This window comes from Jiella sp. M17.18 (assembly GCF_041027365.1).
GTDB lineage: Bacteria > Pseudomonadota > Alphaproteobacteria > Rhizobiales > Rhizobiaceae > VKMB-3413.
On the sequence record NZ_JBFTEH010000002.1, the window covers coordinates 179,848 to 200,733 of the forward strand.

Annotated in this window: 20 protein-coding genes; 7 read left to right on the forward strand and 13 right to left on the reverse strand. The window is 68.9% G+C overall.

Annotation, left to right across the window (positions count from 1 at the left end; genetic code table 11):
- Nucleotides 1–21: 21 nt before the first annotated feature.
- The 4 genes from gndA to AB5S17_RS04300 all read right to left on the reverse strand — a co-directional run bounded on the left by gndA (nucleotide 22) and on the right by AB5S17_RS04300 (nucleotide 4,340).
- Nucleotides 22–1,449 (reverse strand): NADP-dependent phosphogluconate dehydrogenase, encoded by a 1,428-nt coding sequence (gndA, locus tag AB5S17_RS04285; protein ID WP_369236517.1) that lies wholly within the window; start codon nucleotides 1,447–1,449, stop codon nucleotides 22–24.
- A gap of 51 nt (nucleotides 1,450–1,500) precedes the next feature.
- Nucleotides 1,501–2,262 (reverse strand): ABC transporter permease, encoded by a 762-nt coding sequence (locus AB5S17_RS04290; protein ID WP_369236519.1) that lies wholly within the window; start codon nucleotides 2,260–2,262, stop codon nucleotides 1,501–1,503.
- Nucleotides 2,259–3,203 (reverse strand): ABC transporter ATP-binding protein, encoded by a 945-nt coding sequence (locus tag AB5S17_RS04295; protein WP_369236521.1) that lies wholly within the window; start codon nucleotides 3,201–3,203, stop codon nucleotides 2,259–2,261. The genes AB5S17_RS04290 and AB5S17_RS04295 overlap by 4 nt, the downstream gene beginning before the upstream one ends.
- 198 nt (nucleotides 3,204–3,401) lie before the next feature.
- Complete coding sequence (locus AB5S17_RS04300) at nucleotides 3,402–4,340, reverse strand: nucleoside hydrolase (protein ID WP_369236523.1); 939 nt, start codon at nucleotides 4,338–4,340, stop codon at nucleotides 3,402–3,404.
- 319 nt (nucleotides 4,341–4,659) lie between these two features.
- Here AB5S17_RS04300 and AB5S17_RS04305 point away from each other — a divergent pair, with 319 nt between their 5' ends.
- Nucleotides 4,660–5,094 carry an NUDIX hydrolase gene (locus AB5S17_RS04305; RefSeq protein ID WP_369236525.1) on the forward strand — a complete coding sequence of 145 codons (435 nt, stop codon included), beginning with the start codon at nucleotides 4,660–4,662 and terminating at the stop codon, nucleotides 5,092–5,094.
- 238 nt (nucleotides 5,095–5,332) lie between these two features.
- Nucleotides 5,333–5,545: a hypothetical protein gene (locus AB5S17_RS04310; RefSeq protein WP_369236527.1), complete on the forward strand. Its 213-nt coding sequence runs from the start codon at nucleotides 5,333–5,335 to the stop codon at nucleotides 5,543–5,545.
- 61 nt (nucleotides 5,546–5,606) lie between these two features.
- Here AB5S17_RS04310 and AB5S17_RS04315 read toward each other — a convergent pair whose 3' ends face one another.
- Nucleotides 5,607–6,617 carry an aldo/keto reductase gene (locus AB5S17_RS04315; protein ID WP_369236529.1) on the reverse strand — a complete coding sequence of 337 codons (1,011 nt, stop codon included), beginning with the start codon at nucleotides 6,615–6,617 and terminating at the stop codon, nucleotides 5,607–5,609.
- A 461-nt stretch (nucleotides 6,618–7,078) separates the two neighbouring features.
- Between AB5S17_RS04315 and AB5S17_RS04320 the strand changes: the two genes are divergently transcribed.
- Entirely contained in the window at nucleotides 7,079–7,360 is a 282-nt protein-coding gene (locus tag AB5S17_RS04320) for a hypothetical protein (protein ID WP_369236531.1), read from the forward strand.
- Between the two features lie 35 nt (nucleotides 7,361–7,395).
- Here AB5S17_RS04320 and AB5S17_RS04325 read toward each other — a convergent pair whose 3' ends face one another.
- From AB5S17_RS04325 to AB5S17_RS04335, 3 genes are all read right to left on the reverse strand, one after another.
- Complete coding sequence (locus AB5S17_RS04325) at nucleotides 7,396–9,858, reverse strand: penicillin acylase family protein (RefSeq protein ID WP_369236533.1); 2,463 nt, start codon at nucleotides 9,856–9,858, stop codon at nucleotides 7,396–7,398.
- A gap of 18 nt (nucleotides 9,859–9,876) precedes the next feature.
- The gene (locus AB5S17_RS04330) at nucleotides 9,877–11,346 is read right to left on the reverse strand and encodes an MFS transporter (RefSeq protein ID WP_369236535.1); all 1,470 of its coding nucleotides are present in this window, start codon (nucleotides 11,344–11,346) and stop codon (nucleotides 9,877–9,879) included.
- 447 nt (nucleotides 11,347–11,793) lie between these two features.
- Complete coding sequence (locus tag AB5S17_RS04335; protein ID WP_369236537.1) at nucleotides 11,794–12,789, reverse strand: Ldh family oxidoreductase; 996 nt, start codon at nucleotides 12,787–12,789, stop codon at nucleotides 11,794–11,796.
- 513 nt (nucleotides 12,790–13,302) lie between these two features.
- Between AB5S17_RS04335 and AB5S17_RS04340 the strand changes: the two genes are divergently transcribed.
- The 3 genes from AB5S17_RS04340 to AB5S17_RS04350 all read left to right on the forward strand — a co-directional run bounded on the left by AB5S17_RS04340 (nucleotide 13,303) and on the right by AB5S17_RS04350 (nucleotide 15,320).
- A complete protein-coding gene (locus tag AB5S17_RS04340) occupies nucleotides 13,303–14,385 on the forward strand; it encodes an AbrB family transcriptional regulator (RefSeq protein WP_369236539.1) in 1,083 nt (360 codons plus the stop codon).
- Nucleotides 14,386–14,504: 119 nt separating this feature from the next.
- Nucleotides 14,505–14,930 (forward strand): DUF4112 domain-containing protein, encoded by a 426-nt coding sequence (locus AB5S17_RS04345; RefSeq protein WP_369236541.1) that lies wholly within the window; start codon nucleotides 14,505–14,507, stop codon nucleotides 14,928–14,930.
- Nucleotides 14,931–15,119: 189 nt separating this feature from the next.
- Complete coding sequence (locus AB5S17_RS04350; RefSeq protein WP_369236543.1) at nucleotides 15,120–15,320, forward strand: hypothetical protein; 201 nt, start codon at nucleotides 15,120–15,122, stop codon at nucleotides 15,318–15,320.
- An 84-nt stretch (nucleotides 15,321–15,404) separates the two neighbouring features.
- Here the strand turns inward: AB5S17_RS04350 and AB5S17_RS04355 are convergent, their stop codons facing one another.
- Entirely contained in the window at nucleotides 15,405–15,602 is a 198-nt protein-coding gene (locus AB5S17_RS04355; RefSeq protein WP_369236545.1) for a hypothetical protein, read from the reverse strand.
- 241 nt (nucleotides 15,603–15,843) lie between these two features.
- Between AB5S17_RS04355 and AB5S17_RS04360 the strand changes: the two genes are divergently transcribed.
- A complete protein-coding gene (locus tag AB5S17_RS04360) occupies nucleotides 15,844–16,119 on the forward strand; it encodes a hypothetical protein (RefSeq protein ID WP_369236547.1) in 276 nt (91 codons plus the stop codon).
- A gap of 52 nt (nucleotides 16,120–16,171) precedes the next feature.
- On the opposite strand, the gene AB5S17_RS04365 is transcribed toward AB5S17_RS04360, so the two are convergent.
- The 4 genes from AB5S17_RS04365 to AB5S17_RS04380 all read right to left on the reverse strand — a co-directional run bounded on the left by AB5S17_RS04365 (nucleotide 16,172) and on the right by AB5S17_RS04380 (nucleotide 20,821).
- Entirely contained in the window at nucleotides 16,172–18,700 is a 2,529-nt protein-coding gene (locus AB5S17_RS04365; protein WP_369236549.1) for a ligase-associated DNA damage response DEXH box helicase, read from the reverse strand.
- 33 nt (nucleotides 18,701–18,733) lie between these two features.
- Nucleotides 18,734–19,597 carry a DMT family transporter gene (locus AB5S17_RS04370; protein WP_369236551.1) on the reverse strand — a complete coding sequence of 288 codons (864 nt, stop codon included), beginning with the start codon at nucleotides 19,595–19,597 and terminating at the stop codon, nucleotides 18,734–18,736.
- An 88-nt stretch (nucleotides 19,598–19,685) separates the two neighbouring features.
- A complete protein-coding gene (locus tag AB5S17_RS04375) occupies nucleotides 19,686–20,381 on the reverse strand; it encodes a YitT family protein (protein WP_369236553.1) in 696 nt (231 codons plus the stop codon).
- Between the two features lie 167 nt (nucleotides 20,382–20,548).
- Nucleotides 20,549–20,821 carry a hypothetical protein gene (locus AB5S17_RS04380; protein WP_369236555.1) on the reverse strand — a complete coding sequence of 91 codons (273 nt, stop codon included), beginning with the start codon at nucleotides 20,819–20,821 and terminating at the stop codon, nucleotides 20,549–20,551.
- Nucleotides 20,822–20,886 lie beyond the last annotated feature (65 nt).

Genomic DNA, 20,886 nt, shown 5'->3' on the forward strand with positions numbered 1-20,886 from the left:
CTCTCCGCCACTGTCCGGCGGTCAGACCGCCGGCCAGTGGTGGTGGAAGACGCCGTCCTTGTCGAGGCGGTGGAAGGTGTGGGCGCCGAAGAGGTCGCGCTGCGCCTGCGTGAGATTGGTGGTGCCGCGCGCCCGGCGGTAGTCGTCGAAATAGGCGAGCGCCGCCGACAGAGCCGGCACCGGGATGCCGGCGAGCACCGCCCTCGCGACGACCTGGCGCAGCGCCGCCTGACCCGCCGCCACCCGCTCGACGAAGTGCGGCGACTGCAGGAGGTTCACCACACGCGCTCCGCCGTCATAGGCCTTGGCGATGTCGTCGAGGAAGTGCGAGCGGATAATGCAGCCGGCGCGCCAGATCTCGGCGATGGTGCCGAGCGGCAGGTTCCAGTGGTACTCGTCCGAGGCCGAGGCCATCGTGGCGTAGCCCTGCGCGTAGGCGATGATCTTCGCCGCCTCCAGCGCCGATTCGAGCTCGGCCATCGCCGCGTCGCCCGCCTGGAAGCCGGACGCTGGCGTCTTCACGTCCGCGAAGGTCTTCGCGGCCTGCAGCCGTTCCTCGCGCCGGGCCGACAGGCCGCGCGCCGCGACCGCGGCCTCGATCGTCGTCGCGCCGATGCCGAGCTTCTGCGCCTCGATCACCGCCCAGCGGCCGGTGCCCTTCTGGCCTGCCTCGTCGGTGATCACCTCGACCATCGGCTTGCCGGTGTCCGGGTCCTTCTCGGCCAGGTTCACCGCGGTGATCTCGATCAGGTACGAGGCGAGGCCCCGCGTGTTCCAGTCGCGGAAGATCCCGGCCATCGCGTCCGGCTGCATTGCGAGCCCGTCGCGCATGATGCCGTAGATCTCGGCGATCATCTGCATGTCGGCATATTCGATGCCGTTGTGGATGGTCTTGACGAAGTGGCCGGCGCCGTCGGGTCCCAGCCAGGCGACGCACGGCGCGCCCTGGTACTGCGCCGCGATCTTCTCGAGGATCGGCTTCAGCGAGCCGTAGGTCTCCTTTGCGCCGCCGACCATGATCGACGGCCCGTGCCGCGCGCCGAGCTCGCCGCCGGACACGCCCATGCCGACGAAGTGGAGGCCCGTGCCCTCGACCGCCTTGGAGCGGCGGACGGTGTCGTGGAAGTCGGCATTGCCGGCGTCGATCATCACGTCGCCGCCGGACAACAGCGGGCCGACCTTCTCCATCTCCTCGTCGACGAGCGGGCCCGCCGGCACCATGAACAGGACGCGGCGCGGCGGCTTGAGGCTGGCGACGAAGTCCTCCAGCGTCTCGGCCGGGACGATGTTTCCGGCGAGGTCCGGATTGTCGGCCTTCAGCGCGTGCGCCTTGGCGGTCGTGCGGTTGTAGACCGCGACGGTGAAGCCCTTCTCGGCGATGTTGAGGGCGAGATTCGCCCCCATCGTGCCGAGCCCGATCACGCCGATGTCGGCAGTCGCTTCGCTCATGGTTCTCTTCCTTCGCCCTGGCCGCTCTTGTCCAGCGGCAGGCATAGCCGTTCAGCTCTTCAGCCGCCAGCCGGTCTTGAAGATCCACCAGATCGCCGTCAACGCCGCCAGCAGGAAGACCGCCGTCATCCCCAGGCTGACGCCGATCGAGACGTCCGAGGCGCCGTAGAAGGCCCAGCGGAAGCCGGAGATCAGATACACCACCGGATTGACCAGGCTGACGTCCTGCCAGAAGGGCGGCAGCATCTTGATGGAGTAGAAGCTGCCGCCGAGGAAGGTCAGCGGCGTGATGATCAGGAGCGGCACCAGCTGCAGCTTCTCGAAGCCGTCGGCCCAGATGCCGATGATGAAGCCGAACAGCGCGAAGGTCACCGCCGTCAGCACCAGGAAGGCGATCATCCAGACCGGGTGCTCGATCCTGAGGTCGACGAACAGCGAGGCGGTGGCAAGGATGATGACGCCGAGCATGATCGATTTCGTCGCCGCTGCCCCGACATAGCCGAGGATGATCTCGAACGCGGAGATCGGCGCGGAGAGCAGTTCATAGATCGTGCCGACGAACTTCGGGAAGTAGATGCCGAAGGCGGCGTTGGTGAGGCTCTGCTGCAAGAGCGACAGCATGATCAGGCCGGGCACGATGAAGGCACCGTAGCTGACGCCGTCGACCTGTTGGATGCGCGAGCCGATCGCCGCGCCGAAGACGACGAAGTAGAGCGAGGTCGAGATGACCGGCGAGATGACGCTCTGCAGGATGGTGCGGAAGGTGCGCGCCATCTCGAAGCGGTAGATCGCGGCGACGGCGGTCAGGTTCATGCCCGGTCCTCGACGAGGTTCACGAAGATTTCCTCCAGCGTCGACTGCTTGGTGGAGAGGTCGCGGAAGCGGATGCCCTCCTCCGCCAGGCGCCGCATCAGGCTGGCGATCCCGGTCCGCTCGGCATTGGTGTCGTAGGTGTAGGTGAGCTGAGAGCCTTCGTCCGACAGCGACAGGTCGTAATCGGGAAAGCCGTCCGGCACGGCGGAAAGCGGCTCCTGCAGATGCAGCGTCAGCTCCTTGTGGCCGAGCTTGCGCATCAGCTCGGTCTTCTCCTCGACGAGGATCAGCTCCCCCTTCGAGATGACGCCGATCCGGTCGGCCATCAGCTCGGCTTCCTCGATGTAGTGGGTCGTCAGGATGATGGTGACGCCCGAATCGCGCAGCTTGCGCACGACCTCCCACATGTCGCGGCGCAGCGCCACGTCGACGCCGGCGGTCGGCTCGTCGAGGAACAGCACCTGCGGCTCGTGCGACAGCGCCTTGGCGATCAGGACGCGCCGCTTCATGCCGCCGGACAGCGTCATGATCTTGTTGTCGCGCTTCTCCCAGAGCGAGAGGTCGCGCAGCACCTTCTCGATATGCGCCGGGTTCTTCGGCTTGCCGAACAGGCCGCGCGAGAACGAGACCGTCGCCCAGACGCTCTCGAAGGCGTCGGTCGTCAGTTCCTGCGGCACGAGACCGATCGTCGAGCGCGCCGCGCGGTAGTCGCGGGCGATGTCGTGGCCGTCGACGGTCACCGACCCCTCGGACAGGTTCACGATGCCGCAGATGATCGAGATCAGCGTCGTCTTGCCGGCGCCGTTCGGCCCAAGCAGCGCGAAGATCTCGCCCTTGGCGATCTCGAGGTCGATCGCCTTCAGCGCCTGGAATCCACCTTCGTAGGTCTTCGAGACGTTGCGGACGGAGAGGATCGGTTCGGAAATACTCGTCGAGGACATGAAGGCCCGGATCAGGAAACCGCGGAATGCCCGCCGGGCGGACGACCGGGCGAGCGACGCAGCGCCAGATAGGCGGCTAGCCATCGCCGGAAAGAGCCGGACGCGGGCCGTCTCCTGAACACACTGTCGCGCCGGGGTCGCAGCATCCCGCGTGGCGGCACCCGCAGCGGCGAATCCGACCACCGCGGCGCCGATATCTCAGGGGAGCCGGCCGATCCTGTCGACGAGAAGCTCGTAAAACCCGTCGGCGTCGCCCGAGCGGACCCAGAAGGCGTTCTTCGGGCGGTCGGTGACGCCCCAGAAATCGGCGACGCTCATGCCGCGGGTCAGCCGGCTGCCGGTCTCGATCTCGACATTGACGGAACGCCCGTCGAAGAGTTCCGGCTTTAGGACGAAGGCGGTGACGCAGGGGTCGTGCAGCGGCGCGCCGTCCCAGCCGTATTTCGTCAGGTCGAAGCCTTCGGAGAAGGACAGCATCGCCGCAACCGCCGTACCCGACCGGTTGCCGAGCGCCGAAAAGGCGGCGATGCGCGCCTTGGTGGAGCGCATCTGGTGGGTGACGTCGAGCGGCAGGACGGTGATCCTGGCCCCGCTGGCGAAGACGATCGCCGCCGCCTCCGGGTCGACATAGAGGTTGAACTCGGCGGTCGGCGTGATGTTGCCGACCTCGAAATAGGCCCCGCCCATCAGGACGATGTCCTGCAGCCGCGCGGCGACGTCCGGCGCCTTGGAGAAGGCGAGCGCGACGTTGGTCAGGGGACCCAGCGCCAGGAGGCGGATCGTGCCCGGCGGATTCGCCCGCACCGTCTCGATCAGGAAGTCGACGCCGTGCAGCGCTTGCGGCCCGGCGTTCGGCTCCGGCAGGTCCGGCCCGTCGAGACCGGTCGCGCCATGCACGTGCTCGGCCGTCACCAGCGGTCCGCGCAAGGGGCGGTCGCAGCCGGGATGGACCGGCACGTCCAGACGACCGGCAAGTTCCACCAGCCGCAGCGCGTTGCGCGTCGTCAGCGACAGCGGAATGTTGCCGGCGACGGTGACAATGCCGAGGACGTCGAGTTCCGGCGAGGCCAGCGCCGTCAGGATCGCCACGGCGTCGTCCTGGCCGGGATCGGTATCGAAGATGACGCTCTGGGGCATCGCTTGCTCTATCTGGCTGGTTCATCGGTGACATCAGCGACGGCGCCGCGAAGGGTCCCGCCATTCCGCGAGCCGCCGATGCGGGCCACCGTCGCCCGCGGCTTACGGGCCGATCGGCGGAAAGGCAATCGGCCGGGATGGGCAGCCGGCGGTGGAATTGCCCGGCCATGCAAATTCCGCCGCAGCTGACCAGAGGTTCAGGCGCCCGACCCTACCGAATTGGCGAAGATTCCTATATGTTAGGGATGATCCCTTTCGCGTGCCGGCTGACGTCGCACGCCCCGCGCGCTTCAGCGCGCGAACCCCGACAAGAGAGACGATGGCCAAGACGAAGCGGCGCAGGCAGGTTGCCGCGCTTCCTTATCGATTCAATGAAGACGGCGCGCTCGAAGTGCTGCTCGTCACCTCCCGCGAGACCGGACGCTGGGTGCTGCCCAAGGGCTGGCCGATGAAGCGGCGCGGCCTCCACAAGGCCGCCGCCATCGAGGCCTATGAGGAGGCCGGGATCGTCGGCAAGACCAAGAAATCGGCCATCGGCGCCTATGACTACGAGAAGCGGACCGACAAGGGCGCGATCCCCTGCCGCGTCCTGGTCTACCCGCTGCCGGTGCAGGACCTGAAGGACGAGTGGCCCGAGCAGAGCCAGCGCCAGCGCGTCTGGCACGACGGCCGCACGGCGCCGGACCTGGTGGAGGAGCCGAGCCTGCAGTCGCTCCTGCGTGCCTTCGGAGAATCGCAGCAGCTTTCGTCCTGAAGCATAGCTCCGGGAGCGGAAGCGCCTGGCGGAACGTCCCGCTCGCCCCGTGAAGGCTCGGGCGGAGCCGACATGCGGTTCCGTCCTTCGTCGGCGATGCAACCCCCGGCGTCCTTCTGCCGTTCGATTCCTCCGACAACCCGAGCGCCGCACGCAGGCACCTGCACGTTCGCAAGAAGGACCGCGGTCGTCGCGCGGCCGCCTCGCTCCGCTCGCCGAAGATCAGAAGGATGCCCCCATGCCCCTCCTCAAGACCATCAGCAATGACGGGATCGTCGAACTCAGCGACGGCGCCCGCTACCGCGTCCTGCCCGGTCAGGGCGATCTCGTCGGGCGCTGGCTGGAGGGCACCGATATCAATGTCGAAACGCATCCAGAGCGGGCCGAGCACGAGGTCCATCTGAACAACATCAGCGCCGGCGAAGGTGTCGAGGCAGTTCGCGAGGGCTGAGCCCCTCTCTCGCAAGCGGCGGCACGCGGGACGCCCAAAAGGACGTCCCGCCCGTGGCCGGTCACAGCTGCGGCAGCCGGCCCCGATAGGGATAGCGCGGGTCGCTGTGGCCCGCGACCGGCAGCTGGCCCGGCGCGCAGAGGCCGCTGAGAAAGGCCTCGTCGACGACCGAATAGGTCGTCTCGAACGCGCCGAGATAGCCCTCCAGCTGCTTCACGCTCTTCGGCCCGATCAGCACCGAGGGGATACCGGCATTCGCCAGCACCCAGCGGATCGCGAGCGCCGCCGGCTCCCGTCCGCCCCCTTCCGCGTAGTCCGCCGCACGGTTGGCCAGGGCTAGCGTCTGCGGCACGAATTCCACTTCCATCATGCGGGCGTCGCCCCGTGCCGCACGCGAGCCTTCCGGCGTCCCGTCGCGGTACTTGCCGGTCAGGATGCCGCGGCCGAGCGGCGAATAGGGCACGACGCCGATGCCGAAGTGCCGGCAGGCCGGCAAATAGTCGGCTTCCGCCTGCCGGTTGAGGATGTGGTAGTAGGGCTGTGCCGCCACCGGCCGCGGCACGCCGAGGCTGTCGGCGATGCGGATCATCTCGGCGATCTTCCAGGCGCGGAAGTTCGAGAACGCCCAGTGGCGGATCACGCCTTCGGAGATCAGGCCGCCGAGGGTCCCGATCACTTCCTCCAGCGGCGTGCGCTCATCGTCGAGATGGAGGTAATAGAGGTCGATCGTCTCGCGCTGCAGGCGTTCGCGCGACATCTGCGCCGCGCGCCTGATCCAGTCCGACGAAAGGCCGCCGGAGCCTTCCACGCCCTTCACCGGATTGCCGACCTTGGTCGCCACGAAGACGTCTGCCGGCGCATCCTTCAGGAGGCGTCCGAGGATCTTCTCCGATTCCTGTCCGGCATAGGCGTCCGCCGTGTCGATGAAATTGCCGTCGGCGGCGAAGAAGCGCTCCAGGATGCGGCCGGACTCTGGCTCGTCGGTCTGGTCGCCGAACATCATCGTGCCGAGGCAGAGCCGGCTGACGGCCGGGCCGCCGGAAAACAGCGGCTGGCGGGGGATCTGGGTCACGGGCGAAGTCTCCTGTCTATCCTGTTGTCCGGCCGCCGCGGGCGGCCTGTTCGTGCGGTTGACGCCGCTGATGAAGCTCGGCCTCCGGCAGCCCGGCAGAAGCCGGCTTCGGCTCCTGCCGTCGGCGGGTGTCGCGCCTTGAGCTAGGGCGCTATCGACAATCCGGCAGACCGCCCACCGCCCGCGGGCCCCGCACCGGCGACCTCGTTCGAGCGCCGGCGGCCTGTCGCGGGGGCTCCTACGATCACCGCCCACCTTTCGAGGGCGTCATGGCGTCGGCTGGGACGGTGACGGCGCGTTTTCCTCCCGCACCCCATGCATTCCGGGCCGCGCCGACATATCTGTTGCCGGCGGCGATCTCGCACTTGCAAAAGCCGCCCCGCTCAGCTTGCATTCATCGGGGCGATGCGATGATGAAGCCAATGTTCCGCTGGGTCGCGGAACGATCGAATGAGGTCATTATGCCCAAAGCCGCTCGCGTTGCCGTCGTCCTCGCCGTTGTTCTCGCCGCCGCGTCCCCGGCACGCGCCGCCGACGAGAAGGTCAATGTCGTGCAGTACGCCCTCTCGCACCCGACGGACAATTCGCACCTGCGAAGCCCGCCGCAGCTCGGCGACTCCGTCCCGCAGTCGGTGAAGCTGGTGCAGCCCGAGGGCAGCCATGCCTTCGCCTATTTCTACTATGCGGGGCAGCCGATCATCGTCGACGTGAAGACCCGCAGCATCGTGCGCATCGGCGGCTGACCCGGGAACCGCCGGCGAGGCCGTCGCAGTGGCGGCTATTCCGGCGAGAGGTTCAGGCTGTGAGCGCTCTCGGCGTCGCCGATCTCCATCCATGAGAAGTCCCGCCAGGGCTTCATCAGGTCGCCGTAGTGCGGCGAGAACGGGTTCTCCGACTGGCCCGGCGCCATCAGGAAGCGCGAGTGCGAGAGGTCGGAGAAGTCCAGCACCATCCGCAGTCCCGGCCCGGCGACGTCCAGGAAGGGGTTCTTCTCGTCGCCGTAATGCATGTCGCCGGCATTGACCGTCTCGCTGCCCCCCGGCGCCGGGATCTGCAGCTTGAACAGGCTGCCGAGGAGCGGCACCCGCGACAGAACGATGTTGCGGAAATCGGCCTGATGCGCCTGCCCCCAGTGCCAGGCCGACATGTCCTCGCCATGCCGGCGGGAGAGATCGCCGAGCGCGACGGACAGGGCATGGGCGACGAGGTGTTCGCAGCCGCCCTGGCCCGAGCCGCCGGCCGCCCGGCACCATGGCGAACCCGGCACGAGGAGCCGCTGCAGGACGGTCGGATGCGGCCGGAAATAGCGCGCAAAGCCTGAGCCGAGACGCTTTGCGAACAGTTCCTTCTCGATCTCCCGGATCCAGGCCGTGAAGATCAGCGGCGCCGCAGCCTTGCGGTCCATGCCGTCGTCCCAGGCCTTGAGGATGCCGATGGCCTTCCTCGCGCGCGCATCGTCCGGCGGCGCCGCCGTCAGGACCGGGAGCAGCCGCTGCGCCATCAGCGACTTGGTGTCGGAAGCGATCCGGCCGGTGGACCGGGCCGACTGTTTCGGCATGGCGTCCAGCAATCCGGCGATCCGGTCGGCCCGGAACGGTGGTGCCCAGTCGTGGGTCAGGAAGTAGGGATAGCTGTCCGGCACGATCTTGTTGTTCGCCGTCACGAACCGGCCCTGCGGCGGATCGACCGACTGCGGCAGGGCATCGAAGGGGATGAAGCCGCTCCAGTCGTAGTCGCCCGTCCAGCCGGGTTCCGGCAGCCAGCCATCGCCCTTCTTCCGGATCGGAATCTTCGCCGGCGCCATGAAACCGGTCGTACCCGCGGTGTCGGCATAGACGATATTCATCTGCGGCGCGGTGAAGTCCTTGAGGGGGGACTTGAACGACGCCCAGTCGCTGGCGCGGTCCATGCCCCAGAACGCCTCCGCCGTGCGGTCGCCCGGCTGCAGGAAGGTCGCTTCCAGCGATAGGACATAGCCCTTGCCGCCATCCGGGAGAACGGCCGACGCCGCCGTCCCGCCGCCGGCGTCCGCGCCCTTGCCCGAGGTGCCGCCTTTTCCGGTGGCCGAGTCCCACCGGCTTTCGGTGCCGAACAGCAGTCCCGGCGTGCCGACATCGGAGATCACCGGCCCGTGGCGCGTCGAGCGGACGGTGATCGTCACGTCCGCCCCGCCCTTGACGTGGATCGTTTCCTTGCGGGTCCTGAAGGCGCGCGAGCCGCCCGGCGCGAGGTAGCGGCCGGGATCTGCCGGATCGACCTTCTCGATGAACAGGTCCTCGGCGTCGCCCCCCGTTTCGGTGAAGCCCCAGCCCGAATGGTCGTTGTGGCCGACGATGACGAAGGGTGTTCCGGGGATGGTCGCGCCGGCGAGGTCGTGTTGCGGCGACTGGATGCGGGCGAGATACCAGATCGCCGGCGTCATGTAGGTCAGGTGCGGATCGTTCTCGAGCAGCGGCTTGCCCGTGGTCGTTCGGCCGCCTGCAACCACCCAGTCGTTCGAGGCCTCGGCCCGGCTGAAATCCTTCGGCATTCGTGCGGCAAGGCGCGTCAGCGGCAGCGTCTTCAGGATCGCCGACAGGGTGACGAGGCCGCGCTCGGGATAGGGCGGGTAGAGGTCGTGCAGTTCCTCCGCCGTCACCCTCCGGGCGATCAGCGCGTGCTCCAGCTCGCGCCGGAAATTCTGCGTCAGGTAGAGCGCCATCACCTTGGAGATGACGATGCTGTCCACCGGGCTCCACTTCGCCGGCCCCGGCACGAAGTCGTAGTAGGGCATGCTGGCGCCGGCGTGGTGCGCCTCATAGGCGTTCACGCCGTCGGCATAGGCCTGGAGATAGGCCCGGACCGGCGGATCGAGAGAATCCCATTCCGCCTCGGCCGCCTCTTTGAGCCCGAGCGTGCGCATGAACTCGTCGCGCGGCAGGGCCGCCTTCCCGCCGAGTTCCGCCAGCCGTCCTTCGCCGTAGCGCCTGAGGATATCCATCTGGAAGATGCGATCCTGCGCGTGGACGAAGCCCAGCGCGAAGGCAGCGTCATGTTCGTTCTGGGCCATGATATGCGGAACGCCCACCTTGTCGCGGTCCACCGTCACCGCCGCCACCAGCCCCGGCAGTGCGAGGGTGCCGTCGACCTTCGGCAGCGAGGTTCGCAGCCAGAGGTAGAGGCCGCCGACGACGAGGACGAGCAGGACGGCGAATGCCGCGAGCCCGCGTGCGACCCAGGAGACGACCCTGCGCGCCGTCATCAGCGACCACTCCCCGAATTATCCGCTCCGCCAGCGAGCGCCGAGTTCCGGCGAATTGACCGCGGTCTTCCCCTGCCCGAGCCAGGCTTCCAGATCCGGATGCGGCAGCCGCCGGGTCCCCGCGAGGTAGATGCCGAGGCCGACGGCGATGGCGAGGATCGTCATCCCGACCGTCAGCCAGGTCGCCAGCTGCAACCCGCCCGCCGTCAGTCCCTGTCCGTCCGAGACCAGCCGCGCGATCTTCAGGACCACCGGCGCCAGCACGAAGTTGACGACGGAGCGGACCAGCTCGATCAGCGCGAACAGCCGCCCGATCACCTTGGACGGCAGCGAGAAGCCGGCGAGGAACAGGCCGGGCGCGACCGTCGTGCCGGCGCCGAGGCCGAGAAGACCGGCGACGATCAGCGGCATCGCGGTTCCGCCGTCGGTCGAGCGGCTCGCCTCGAGGACGCCGGCGGCGACGAGAAGCACCATGCCACACAGGATCAGCACCGGCAGGTAGCGGGTGCGCAGCACGAAGGCGACGAGCACCGCAGCGATGACCACCGCGACCACCTGCGGCCAGAAGGACAGCCCTGTTTCGAGCGGCGAAAGGCCGGTGACCTCGAGCCGGAACTGCGTGGCAAGGCCGAGCAGCGCGACGAGCACCCCGCCCCCCGACATGGCAACGAGGATGCCGACGAAGGGGAAGGTGCTGACCACCTGCTTCACCGGCGCCAGCGGCTCCTTCTTGTGGTACTCGGTCAGCAGCATGGCCGCAAAGCAGACGAGGCCGCAGCCCATCGGCGCGAGGAACCAGGGCGAGGTGAAGCCGTGGCCGGTGAGTTCCTCCGCGCCCCAGAACGGCAGCACCGTCGCGCCGAGGCCGAGGATGAGCGCCGACCGGTCGAAGGGCAGGTCCGGGTTGACCGGCTCCTGCTTCGGCAGGGTCAGGACGGAGAGCACGATCGCGATGCCGCCGATCAGGGCGAAGGCGAAGTAGAGCCAGCGCCAGAGGCCGGTCGCCGCGACGACGCCGCCGATCAGCGGGCCGGCGGTGACCGCGCCGAAGAAGCCGATATTGATGAAGGCGGCCGAAAAGGGCATCCGGCTCGCCGGAAAGTTCTGGATGACCGGCGGCAGCGCGACGACCAGCAACAGGCCGGTGGCGAAGCCCGAGAGGACCCGCCCGGTGCCGTACATGACGAGACCGCCGGCAAAGCCCGACAACAGCGCGCCGACGACGAACAGCGCCTCGCAGGCCATGAACAGCCGGTGCTGGTGGATGCGGTTGATCAGGTCGCCGCCGAGCAGCGCGCCGAAGCAATAGCCGGCGGTCGCGATGCCGGCGATGATCGCCAGTCCCTGTGCATCGATGCCGATGTCCTTGGTGACGTTCTGGCCGTAGAAGTCGGCCGCCGTGGTCAAGAGGATGTACGGGACGAGCGCGGCGAGCGCGATCGTCAGCATCAGCGCATAATGGCCTTCGAACGGGCGTGGGCGCTTCATGAGCGACGCGCCGTCGGCTCGTGCGGGCTTCCGGAACGGGCGCGCGGCTCGCCCCGAGAACCGGATGGGGCCTGTCGCGGGCGCCCGGCGGCGGGTGGGGCCGCATCGCAGGCGGCAAATGCCGGCAGCGGTGCACAGGCGGTTGGGAACGACGTCTGCACGCGCACGGCAAACTCCAGGATCTGGTTCGGCGAAATCTCGAGCCACAGCGGCCCAAGGCGAGACGATCGAGGGTCGCAAGGACGGCCTCGGTGCGCGCAAAGGCTAAGGCTGTTCCCCCGCCGGGAAAGATCGCAGCCGGGCTCGGCACCGGGCTTAATGGTTAGGCAGCGAAGCGAGCGAAGGATGCTCGGGGGCGGTGCTCCGCCGGGCGTGCCGATCAGGCCGCGCCTCCCATGCCGGGCCGGCAGCCCAACCTTCGAGGCAGCCGGCAGATCACGATTGCGTTCAGATGGCCTGGATCACCGCCATCACGTCGTCCTCGACGAGGATGCCCTCGACGGCGGCCCTGCGCCGGGCATCCTGCCCGCGCCGGCCCGGGATGCGCGTCTCCGGCTCCGATGCGATCGCCGCTGCGAGTTGCCCGAAGCGCTGCAGCACGCCGTCACCACCCATCACCGCGGGGTCGATCACCATCAGGAATTGGCCGAGGCCTGGCGGCGGCCCCCTGTCGTCGAAGAGCGAGGAGGCCTCGTAGGCGTAGTTCGCACCGGTGAGGCCCGCCGCCAGCATCTCGACCATCAGCGCCAGTGCCGCGCCCTTGGCGTCGCCCGCCGGAAGCATGGTGCCGGCGAGCGCTGCGTCCGGGTCGGTGGTGGGATTGCCGTCGCGGTCGAGCGCCCACCCTTCCGGGATCGGCACGCCCTTCTGCTTGGCCGCCATCACCTTGCCGCGCGCGATCTTCGACAGGGACAGGTCGATGACGAGCGGGTCCTCGCCCGGCAGCGGCGCGGCGAAGGCGATCGGATTGGTGCCGAACAGCGGCCGCGTGCCGCCCCAGGCGGCCATGGCGCCCGGCGCGTTGGCGGTCATGATCGCGACGAGGCCGGCTTCCGCAAAGCGCTCGACGGTCAGCGCCAGGACGCCGGCATGATGCGAATTGCGGATCGCGGCCGCGCCGATGCCTGTGTCGGCGACGATCTGCGGCATCTCGGCGACGGCGAGGTCGAGAGCCGGGAAGGCGAAGCCGCTCCTCGCATCGATCCGCAGGACCCCCGGCCGGACGCGCGCGGCCTCCGGCATGACCCGCCCCATGACCTTGCCGACCTTCGCCTGCGCGCTGTAGGCGGCGACGCGCCGCAGGCCATGTCCGCCCTGCCCCGCCGCTTCGGCCGCAACCAGGGCCCGGGCGACGGATGCCGCCTGGACGGGCCCGACCTCGGAGCGCTGCATGGCCTCGGCGACGAGGCCTTCTGCCTCGGCGATGGAAAGCGTCGTCGTCACGCCGTGTACTCCGGATGTCTGCAAGTGGTCCTGGCGGCCGCGACAAGCGCCAGGGTCTTAGGCCGCACCAGCCGCGCGGTCCGTTCATCTCGATCGCTCTGTCTTGGCGCGCTGCCGCAACCTTCCGGTCGTCGCCTCCGGACCCGTCCAGCGAAGGCTAATCCGCCAAAGCTGTCCTTCGATCGAACGGGTCGGGGCGAGCCGTAGCATCGCGTGTTGCGGCGTACAATCGGCTAGCCATTGGCCGGGTTACGCTCCGGTCGCTCGTTGCCCCTGCGAGGGCGATCCGGCCCCCGGGGCTCGCTCCGCCGTCGCGAGGGAACTTTATCGCTCCCTTACGATTGGCGGCGATGCTGCATTGCCGTAAAGCCGGGGAGTTCCCTGGTCCGGCAGGAATGCGAGTCGTGGTGTCGACCAGCGAGACCGCGGCTCCTGCTCGTGCGATGCGCCTGGAGAGGCCGGAAACGCCCGCTCAGCCGCGAGACCCGCTGGATCGAAAGGACGAACGTCTCGATGTTTCATCCGCCGAAGGCACTGCGGTGGCCCGCCCTCCTGGCCATGTCGGCTGTCGTCGCCGTCCTTCTGGAACTTGCGGGCATTCCCGCGGCGCTGCTCCTCGGCCCGATGGCGGCGGGCGTCGTCATGGGGGTGACCGGCAACGCGGTGACGATCCCGAAAGTACCGTACTACCTGGCGCAGGCGGTCATCGGCTGCCTCATCGCCAGTTCGATCACCGTCTCGATCCTGACGACCTTCCTCCAGGACTGGATGATCTATGTCGGCATCGTCGTGATCGTGATCGCGGCCAGCAGCGCGCTCGGCTGGCTGATGAGCCGCTGGCAGGTCCTTCCGGGCACGACCGCCGTCTGGGGCTCCTCCCCCGGCGCCGCGACCGCGATGATGCTGATGGCGGAAGCCTTCGGGGCCGACGCGCGGCTGGTCGCCTTCATGCAATATCTCCGGGTGATCTTCGTCGCCGTCGCCGCCTCGATGGTGGCACGCTTCTGGATCGGCGCCGAAGGCAGCGCGACCGCGGGCATCGTCTGGTTTCCGCCGCTCGACTGGCCCGCCTTCGGAACGACGCTGGGTCTGACCGTCGGCGGCGCCTGGCTCGGCCGGGTGCTGAAGATCCCGGCCGGCCCGCTGCTCTTGCCGATGGGCGTCGGGATCGTGCTCCACCTGCTCGGCCTCATCCACATGCAACTGCCGGAGTGGTTCCTCGCGATCGCCTATGCCGCGCTCGGCTGGCGGATCGGCCTCGGCTTCACGCCGGAGGTGATGCGGCACGCCTGGCACGCTCTGCCGAAGATCGCGGGCTCGATCGTCGCGCTGCTGGCCTTCTGCGGCGGGCTGGCGGCGCTGCTGCACGTCTTCCTCGGCACCGACCCCGTGACCGCCTATCTCGCCACCAGCCCCGGGGGCATGGACTCGATCGCCATCATCGCCGCCTCGACCAAGGTGGACCTGCCTTTCGTCATGGCGCTGCAGACGGTGCGCTTCGTTATCGTCCTTGTTGTCGGTCCGCCGATGGCGCGGTTCATCGCGACGCGCATCGGCCGGACGAAAGGCGAGCCGGAGCCGGCGCTGGAGAACTGACGCGGCGGCGGGACGTCTCGCGGGCGAAGGGGCGCGGCGCGGCAGCCCTGTTCCCGGCGTCTCGCCATCCCCATATCGGGCGCTTCGAACCCCTTGTTTCATCGAAGGAACCTGAGCCGATGCCCGATCGCGATCCCTTTGCACGCGCCGACCAGATGCGCCGGCTGCGGCGCGTGACGCGGATCGCCCGGCTGATGGACACCGCGATCCGCATTCCCGGCACCCGCATCTCCTTCGGCGGCGATTCGATCGTCGGCCTCGTTCCCGGCATCGGCGACGCCGGCGCCGCATTGGTGTCGCTGTGGATCGTCTACGAGGCGCGCCGGCTCGGCATGCCCGCGTCGAAGCTGGCGATGATGCTCGGCAATATCGGCTTCGACTTCGCGGTGGGCTCCGTGCCGGTGCTCGGCGACGTCTTCGACGTGTTCTTCAAGTCGAACCGGCGCAACCTCGACATGATCCTCGACCATTTCGGAGCGACCGGCGACGAGTTCGACATCGACCACCGCCGCCCGATGAAGGACATCACGCCGAAACGGCGCTGACGCCGGCGACCGGGGTTTTCCTGCGGCGCCGAACGGGGGCAGGCTCGAGGAAGACGCCGCCGTGGATCGTCGTCGCGCTCGGCGTGGTGGCCGGCCTGTGCTCAACCATTCCGCTGGGGTAGCCGGCTCATCAAACGCTGCAGAAAAAATTTGTTCCGGCGGGAACCCATCCCGGCGCGAGGCGTCCTGATGGATACGCCCACCAAAGAGGATCACGCGATGACGCCGTCAGAGACGCTCGACGCCTACGAATCCGGCCTGATCACCGAGGAAGAAGCGGTGGAACAGGCGATGGTCGACGACATCGACGAGCTCTATGCCGAGGTGAGCGGCAGCGACGGCCGGCATTTCTGGCTCGACTATACGGGACAGCCGCTCGGCGCCTATTGAGCCGCCGGCGTCTCGCGCGGACCGATCCTACATCGCCCGCTCCGCACGGCGGAACGGGAGAACGTCGCGCGACGCCGCCGGCGTTCAGACCGCGTGCGGCGCGAGGAATTCGAGGCAGGCGAGCGGCACGCGGAGCGCGCTGCCACCGGCTTCCACCATGATGGTCATCTCGCCCCAGTAGCGGGCATCGCTCCCGGCGATGCAGCGGCAGAGGCTGCCTGCGGTCAGGCCGGCATCGATCGCCTCGGGCGTGGTGCGGGTCAGGATGGCTTTCTCGAACATGTCACTTCTCCTCCGTTCGGTTCTTCTTCTGCTTCCTTCTCGCGAAGGTGCGGACGGAACGAAGGCAGGATGGCACACGAGCCTTTCCAATAGCTTGTGCCGCGCGCCCGACTTTACAGCGTGCCGCTGACGGTTCGGAAACACCTGCCCTGAGGTCTGTGCTGCCGGTGCGGCAATGCGCCCAGGCAACCCTTCGCCGTCTCGGCGGTTATCCGAGGGTCAGAGACGGGAGGAAAATCGCATGCCGAAGGAGATGAACTCGACCAGCGCCAGGCAGGGCAGCAAGGGGCGGCCGATCCTCATCGTCCTCGTCGCTGCGCTGGCCCTCGTCATCATCGGCTATCTCCTGACCGGCTGGATCGGCGGCGCGACCGAGCCCGGCGATACCGTCAAGCAGTCGCAGACGGTGCCCAACGGCACGTCGGACACGTCTGCGACCGGAACGAACACCGGCGAAGTGACCCCCTCGACTCCCGCTCCGGCCGAGACCGGCACCAAGGTCAACCCGGCGCAGTAAGCGCCGCGTCCCTGCGGCCCACCGCGACCAGGCAGCACGCGGCGGCGTCGCCTCAGCGCATCGCCCGCGCGATCATCTCGGCCTCCGCAGCCTCCGCCAGCACCTCGTCGCGCGCCTCGCCGACGACGCTCTCGCGGCCGATCTCCAGCATGATCGGCACGGCGAGCGGCGAGATCTCGGCGAGATCCTTGTGGACGATGTGGTGCTTGATGCGGGTGAGGAGGTCTGAGACGCGGGTGACGTCGAGGAGGCCGGTCGCCGCATCCGCCCAGGTCGCTTTGAGGAGAATGTGGTCGGGCTCGTGGCTGCGCAGGACGTCATAGACGAGGTCGGCAGACACTGTGACCTGCCGGCCGGTCTTCTCCTGGCCGGGATGGCGCTTCTCGATCAGGCCGGAGATGACGGCGCATTGCCGGAACGTGCGCTTCAAGAGCCATGAATCGGCGAGCCAGGCGTCGAGGTCGTCGCCGAGCATGTCCTCGTCGAACAGCGCGTCGAGCGACAGCCGGCCGTCGGCGATCATCGCGCCCATGTCGGCCCTGCCCCAGATCGAGATCGCATAGTCCGTCGCGACGAAGCCGAGCGGCAGCGCGCGCGCGCGCTCCAGCCTTCGGGTGAGCAACATGCCGAGCGTCTGGTGCGCGAGGCGCCCCTCGAAGGGGTAGAGCACCAGGTGGTTCAGCCGCCCGTTCGGGAAGGTCTCGACGAGCAGGTCGTTCGGCCCCGGGATCAGCGACTTGCGCTTCTGGATCGCCAGCCATTCCGACACCTGGGACGGCAGCGCCGACCAGCGTTCGGGGTCGGCGAGCATGGCGCGCACCTCGCGCGCGAGATAGGTGGTCAGCGGAAACTTCGAGCCGCCGTAATAGGGCACCTTCGGCTCGTCGCTCGTCGCCTTGGTGACGAGGCAGCTCGTCTCGAAGATGCCCTCGAACCGCAGGATCTCGCCGGCGAAGAGGAAGGTGTCGCCGGGCGTCAGCGTCTCCAGGAACGCCTCCTCAATCTTGCCGAGCGGCCGCCCGCCGCGCGCGATCGCCGAGCGGGTTCGGCGCCGGATGAGCCGGATATCCAGCATCGGCGCCTCGATGATCGTGCCGGCGTTCATCCGGTACTGCTGGCCGATGCGCGGATGCGACAGGCGCCAGGTGCCGTCCTCGGTCAGCTTGATCTTGGCGTAGCGCTCGTAGACGCGCAGCGCATAGCCGCCGGTCGCGACGAAATCGACCACCTTGTCGAAGGTTTCGCGGTCGAGGTTCGCATAGGGGGCCGCCGAAGTGACTTCGCGGTAGAGGTCGTCGGAGCGGAACGGGCCGGCGACGGCCATGCCGAGCACGTGCTGGGCGAGGACGTCGAGCGCGCCGTCCCTGAGCGGCGGGGTGTCCTGCGCGCCGAGATAGTTGGCGTCGAGCGCCGCCTGGCACTCCATCACCTCGAAGCGGTTGGCGGGGACGAGGATCGCCTTCGACGGCTCGTCCATGCGGTGGTTGGCCCGGCCAATCCGCTGGGCGAGGCGCGAAGCGCCCTTCGGCGCCCCGACATGGACGACGAGGTCGACGTCGCCCCAGTCGATGCCGAGGTCGAGCGTCGAGGTCGCGACGACGGCGCGCAACTGGTTCGCCGCCATCGCCGCCTCGACCTTGCGGCGCTGGCCGACGTCGAGCGAGCCGTGATGCAGCGCAATCGGCAGCGTGTCATCGTTGATCCGCCACAGCTCCTGGAACAGCATCTCCGCCTGGCTGCGGGTGTTCACGAAGAGCAGCGTGGTCCTGTGCGCGCGGATCGCCTCGTAGATCTCCGGCATCGCATAGCGCGCGGTGTGGCCCTGCCAGGGCACGCGTTCCTGCGACTGCAGGATGGAGATGTCCGGCTTGGCGCCGCCCGCGACGGTGATGAGGTCCGCTTCCGGGGCGGCCCCCGGCGCCTGCGCCACCAGCCAGCGGCAGAGCGCGGCCGGCTCCGACACCGTCGCCGACAGCCCTACCGTCTGCAGCTCCGGCCGCAGCTTGCGCAGCCTTGCCAGGCCGAGCGCGAGGAGATGACCGCGCTTCGACGTCACCAGCGAATGCAGCTCGTCGAAGACGACGTATCTGAGGTCCGAGAAGAAGCTGTCGGCATCCTTCGCCGCGATCAGGAGCGCCAGCTGTTCCGGCGTGGTCAACAGAATGTCCGGCGGCTTCAGCTTCTGGCGCTGGCGGCGGATCTGCGACGTGTCGCCGGTGCGGGTCTCGAGCGTCACCTTCAGCCCGATCCCCTCGACGGGGCGCTCCAGATTGCGGGCGATGTCGGTGGCGAGCGCCTTCAGCGGCGAGACGTAGAGCGTGTGCACGCCCCGCGGCCGCTCTCCCGGCTTGCGCCGCTTCCTGCGAGAGAGGTCGACCAGCGCCGGCAGGAAGCCCGCCAGCGTCTTCCCCGCCCCCGTCGGCGCGATCAGGAGCACCGAGGCGCCGGCCTCGGCTCGGGAAAGCAGTTCCAACTGATGCGGCCGCGGCGCCCAGCCGTTCCTCGCGAACCAGGCGAGGAAGGGCTCCGGCAGCGGGATCGGGGCGCCTGCGGCGGCGAAAAGGTCGGGGCGAACGCTCACGGGGCCAAGATAGGGTCGCGGGCGGCGATTTGCCTATGCCGGGATGCGCCGCCGCTTCGCCATCAGCGCGAAGGCGATGCCGCCGATGACGAGGGCGCCGGCGATGGCGAAGCGCAGGCTGAGGCTCTCGCCGAGGAAGAGGACGGCGCCGAGCGCCGCGATCACCGGCACCGAAAGCTGGACGATGGCGGCGGAGAGCGCTGTGAGGCCTTCGAGCGCGCGGTACCAGAGGATGTAGCCGAGGCCGGAGGTGACGCCGCCGGAGAGGAGCGCGACGATGAGCCCCTCCCCGCTGATGCCGCCGCGGACCAGGGACAGCACGATCAGCGGCAGCGCGACCGGCAGGGTGCGGATGAAGTTGCCGGCGGTCACCCGCGTCGGGTCGCCGGCCCCCCGGGCGCGCAGCGAGTAGACGCCCCAGGCGGCGCCCGAGACGATCATGAGCGCCGTGCCGATCGGGTCCGGCCGCGTCAGGCCCGGCACCAGCCACCAGACGAAGGCGGCGAAGGCGACGAGGAGGCCGACGCCCTCGCGAAGGCTCGGCCGCTCGCCCCGCACGAGGCCCCAGGCGATCATCGTCGCCTGCACCGCGGCGAAGAGGACCAGCGCCCCGACCGCGGCGCCGACGCGGCCATAGGCGAGCGAGAAGGCGATGGCGTAGACGAAGAGCGCGGCGGCGGAGGTCCAGCTGCCGGCGGGCCGGCGGGTGTTGCCGTACCCTTGGTCGCGCCGGGACAGGACGAGGATCAGTCCCAGCACCGCGGCGCCGGCGGCGAGCCGGACGCCCGTGAAGCCCGCAGCGTCGATCCCGCCGCTCGCCATGGCGAGGCGGGCGAGCAGCGAATTGCCCGCAAAGGCGACCATCGCGACCGCAGTCAGCCAGAGGGTGGACGACATCGTGCTGCCTGTCCCGAATCGCAGTGCCCGGGGCAAGTAGAGCATGGCACGCGCGCGGCGGTCGACGTCCTGCGGTGCGCGGCCAGGCTCAGGCTGCGATATAGCGGTCGGTGCGGTGGTTGATCGCGACGAAGCCGTTGAGGACGAGCGCGCCGGCCAGCGAGTAAAGCACTTTCTGCCAGTCGATGACGGTGAAGGCGAGCGCCAGGATGGTGAGGTCGATGGCGAGTTGCGTCAGGCCGGCCCGCCAGCCGAACTTGTCCTGCAGGAAGATCGCGAGGATGCCCGAGCCGCCGAGGCTGGCGCGGTGGCGGAACAGGGCGAGCAGGGCGAAGCCGAGGAGCAGGCCGCCGATCACCGCCCCGACCAGCGGGTCGAGATAGCCGATGGTGAAGACCTGCGGCAGCACCGCGCTCATCGCCGAGAGCAGCGCGACGGCGACGAAGGTCTTCAGCGTGAAGCCCATCCCCATGCGCCGGATCGACAGGGCGTAGAACGGCAGGTTGATGACGAAGAAGGCGACGCCGACATTGATGCCGAACGCATAGGAGACGATCAGCGACAGGCCGGCGACGCCGCTGGTGAGCAGGCCGAGATGGGAGAGGATGCCGAGCCCCATGGTCGCGAGCACGGTGCCGGTCAGGATCGCCTGGGCGTCCTCCCAGGGCGTGTGATGCGTCGCCGTGGCGCTCCAGTCGCCGAGGCGCCGGCGCGCGGCCCGCTCCGCAGGCGCTGCGGTCGCCGCCGCCGCTGCCCCGCCGCTGATGTCGCTCTCTCCTGCCATCCCGCGTCGACCCTGATGCTGCAGCGCAAAATCAGACGCTACGACGGCCGGCGCCGCGGGTCCAGAGGGTCAGGCGGATGGCGGAAGGGCTGCCGCAGAACCGGCAGGACTATCGGCGCCCGGCGCAGCCGGTGGCGCGCGCGACGGGCTTCGCGGGATCGGCGGGATCAGTGGCGCGTCAGCCACTCGCGCGCCGACTTCAGCGCCCGGCTGATTTCGGCCTTGGTCATCTGGCCGGCGATGTCCTGGCGGTGGAAGGCCGCCTCGGGCGCGCCCTTCCGGTCCGCGAGGTTGAAGTACATGTGCGCGGCGACGAGATCGACACTGCCGTCGCGGCCCGATGCCGCGCGCATGCCGAGTTCGAGGAGGATGTCGCCGTCGACGAAGAAAGCGCCATTGGTCTCTGCGGTGCGGAAGGTGTCGAAGTCGATGCGAGCCATTGTCTTGAGCGTCCCTGTCGCTGTGGATTGGCTTTCGATGACCCGAGAATGACGCCAGGACTTGA

Excerpts from the sequence above, each read along its gene's own strand:
- AB5S17_RS04370 (WP_369236551.1), bottom strand. The coding sequence starts at position 19,597 with ATGTCGTCCACCCTCTGGCTGACTGCGGTCGCGATGGTCGCCTTTGCG.
- AB5S17_RS04330 (WP_369236535.1), bottom strand. The coding sequence starts at position 11,346 with ATGAAGCGCCCACGCCCGTTCGAAGGCCATTATGCGCTGATGCTGACG.
- AB5S17_RS04360 (WP_369236547.1), top strand. The coding sequence starts at position 15,844 with ATGCCGAAGGAGATGAACTCGACCAGCGCCAGGCAGGGCAGCAAGGGG.
- AB5S17_RS04290 (WP_369236519.1), bottom strand. The coding sequence starts at position 2,262 with ATGAACCTGACCGCCGTCGCCGCGATCTACCGCTTCGAGATGGCGCGC.
- AB5S17_RS04325 (WP_369236533.1), bottom strand. The coding sequence starts at position 9,858 with ATGACGGCGCGCAGGGTCGTCTCCTGGGTCGCACGCGGGCTCGCGGCA.
- AB5S17_RS04380 (WP_369236555.1), bottom strand. The coding sequence starts at position 20,821 with ATGGCTCGCATCGACTTCGACACCTTCCGCACCGCAGAGACCAATGGC.
- AB5S17_RS04350 (WP_369236543.1), top strand. The coding sequence starts at position 15,120 with ATGGATACGCCCACCAAAGAGGATCACGCGATGACGCCGTCAGAGACG.
- AB5S17_RS04295 (WP_369236521.1), bottom strand. The coding sequence starts at position 3,203 with ATGTCCTCGACGAGTATTTCCGAACCGATCCTCTCCGTCCGCAACGTC.
- AB5S17_RS04355 (WP_369236545.1), bottom strand. The coding sequence starts at position 15,602 with ATGTTCGAGAAAGCCATCCTGACCCGCACCACGCCCGAGGCGATCGAT.
- AB5S17_RS04310 (WP_369236527.1), top strand. The coding sequence starts at position 5,333 with ATGCCCCTCCTCAAGACCATCAGCAATGACGGGATCGTCGAACTCAGC.
- AB5S17_RS04375 (WP_369236553.1), bottom strand. The coding sequence starts at position 20,381 with ATGGCAGGAGAGAGCGACATCAGCGGCGGGGCAGCGGCGGCGGCGACC.
- AB5S17_RS04305 (WP_369236525.1), top strand. The coding sequence starts at position 4,660 with ATGGCCAAGACGAAGCGGCGCAGGCAGGTTGCCGCGCTTCCTTATCGA.
- gndA (WP_369236517.1), bottom strand. The coding sequence starts at position 1,449 with ATGAGCGAAGCGACTGCCGACATCGGCGTGATCGGGCTCGGCACGATG.
- AB5S17_RS04345 (WP_369236541.1), top strand. The coding sequence starts at position 14,505 with ATGCCCGATCGCGATCCCTTTGCACGCGCCGACCAGATGCGCCGGCTG.
- AB5S17_RS04340 (WP_369236539.1), top strand. The coding sequence starts at position 13,303 with ATGTTTCATCCGCCGAAGGCACTGCGGTGGCCCGCCCTCCTGGCCATG.
- AB5S17_RS04300 (WP_369236523.1), bottom strand. The coding sequence starts at position 4,340 with ATGCCCCAGAGCGTCATCTTCGATACCGATCCCGGCCAGGACGACGCC.
- AB5S17_RS04320 (WP_369236531.1), top strand. The coding sequence starts at position 7,079 with ATGCCCAAAGCCGCTCGCGTTGCCGTCGTCCTCGCCGTTGTTCTCGCC.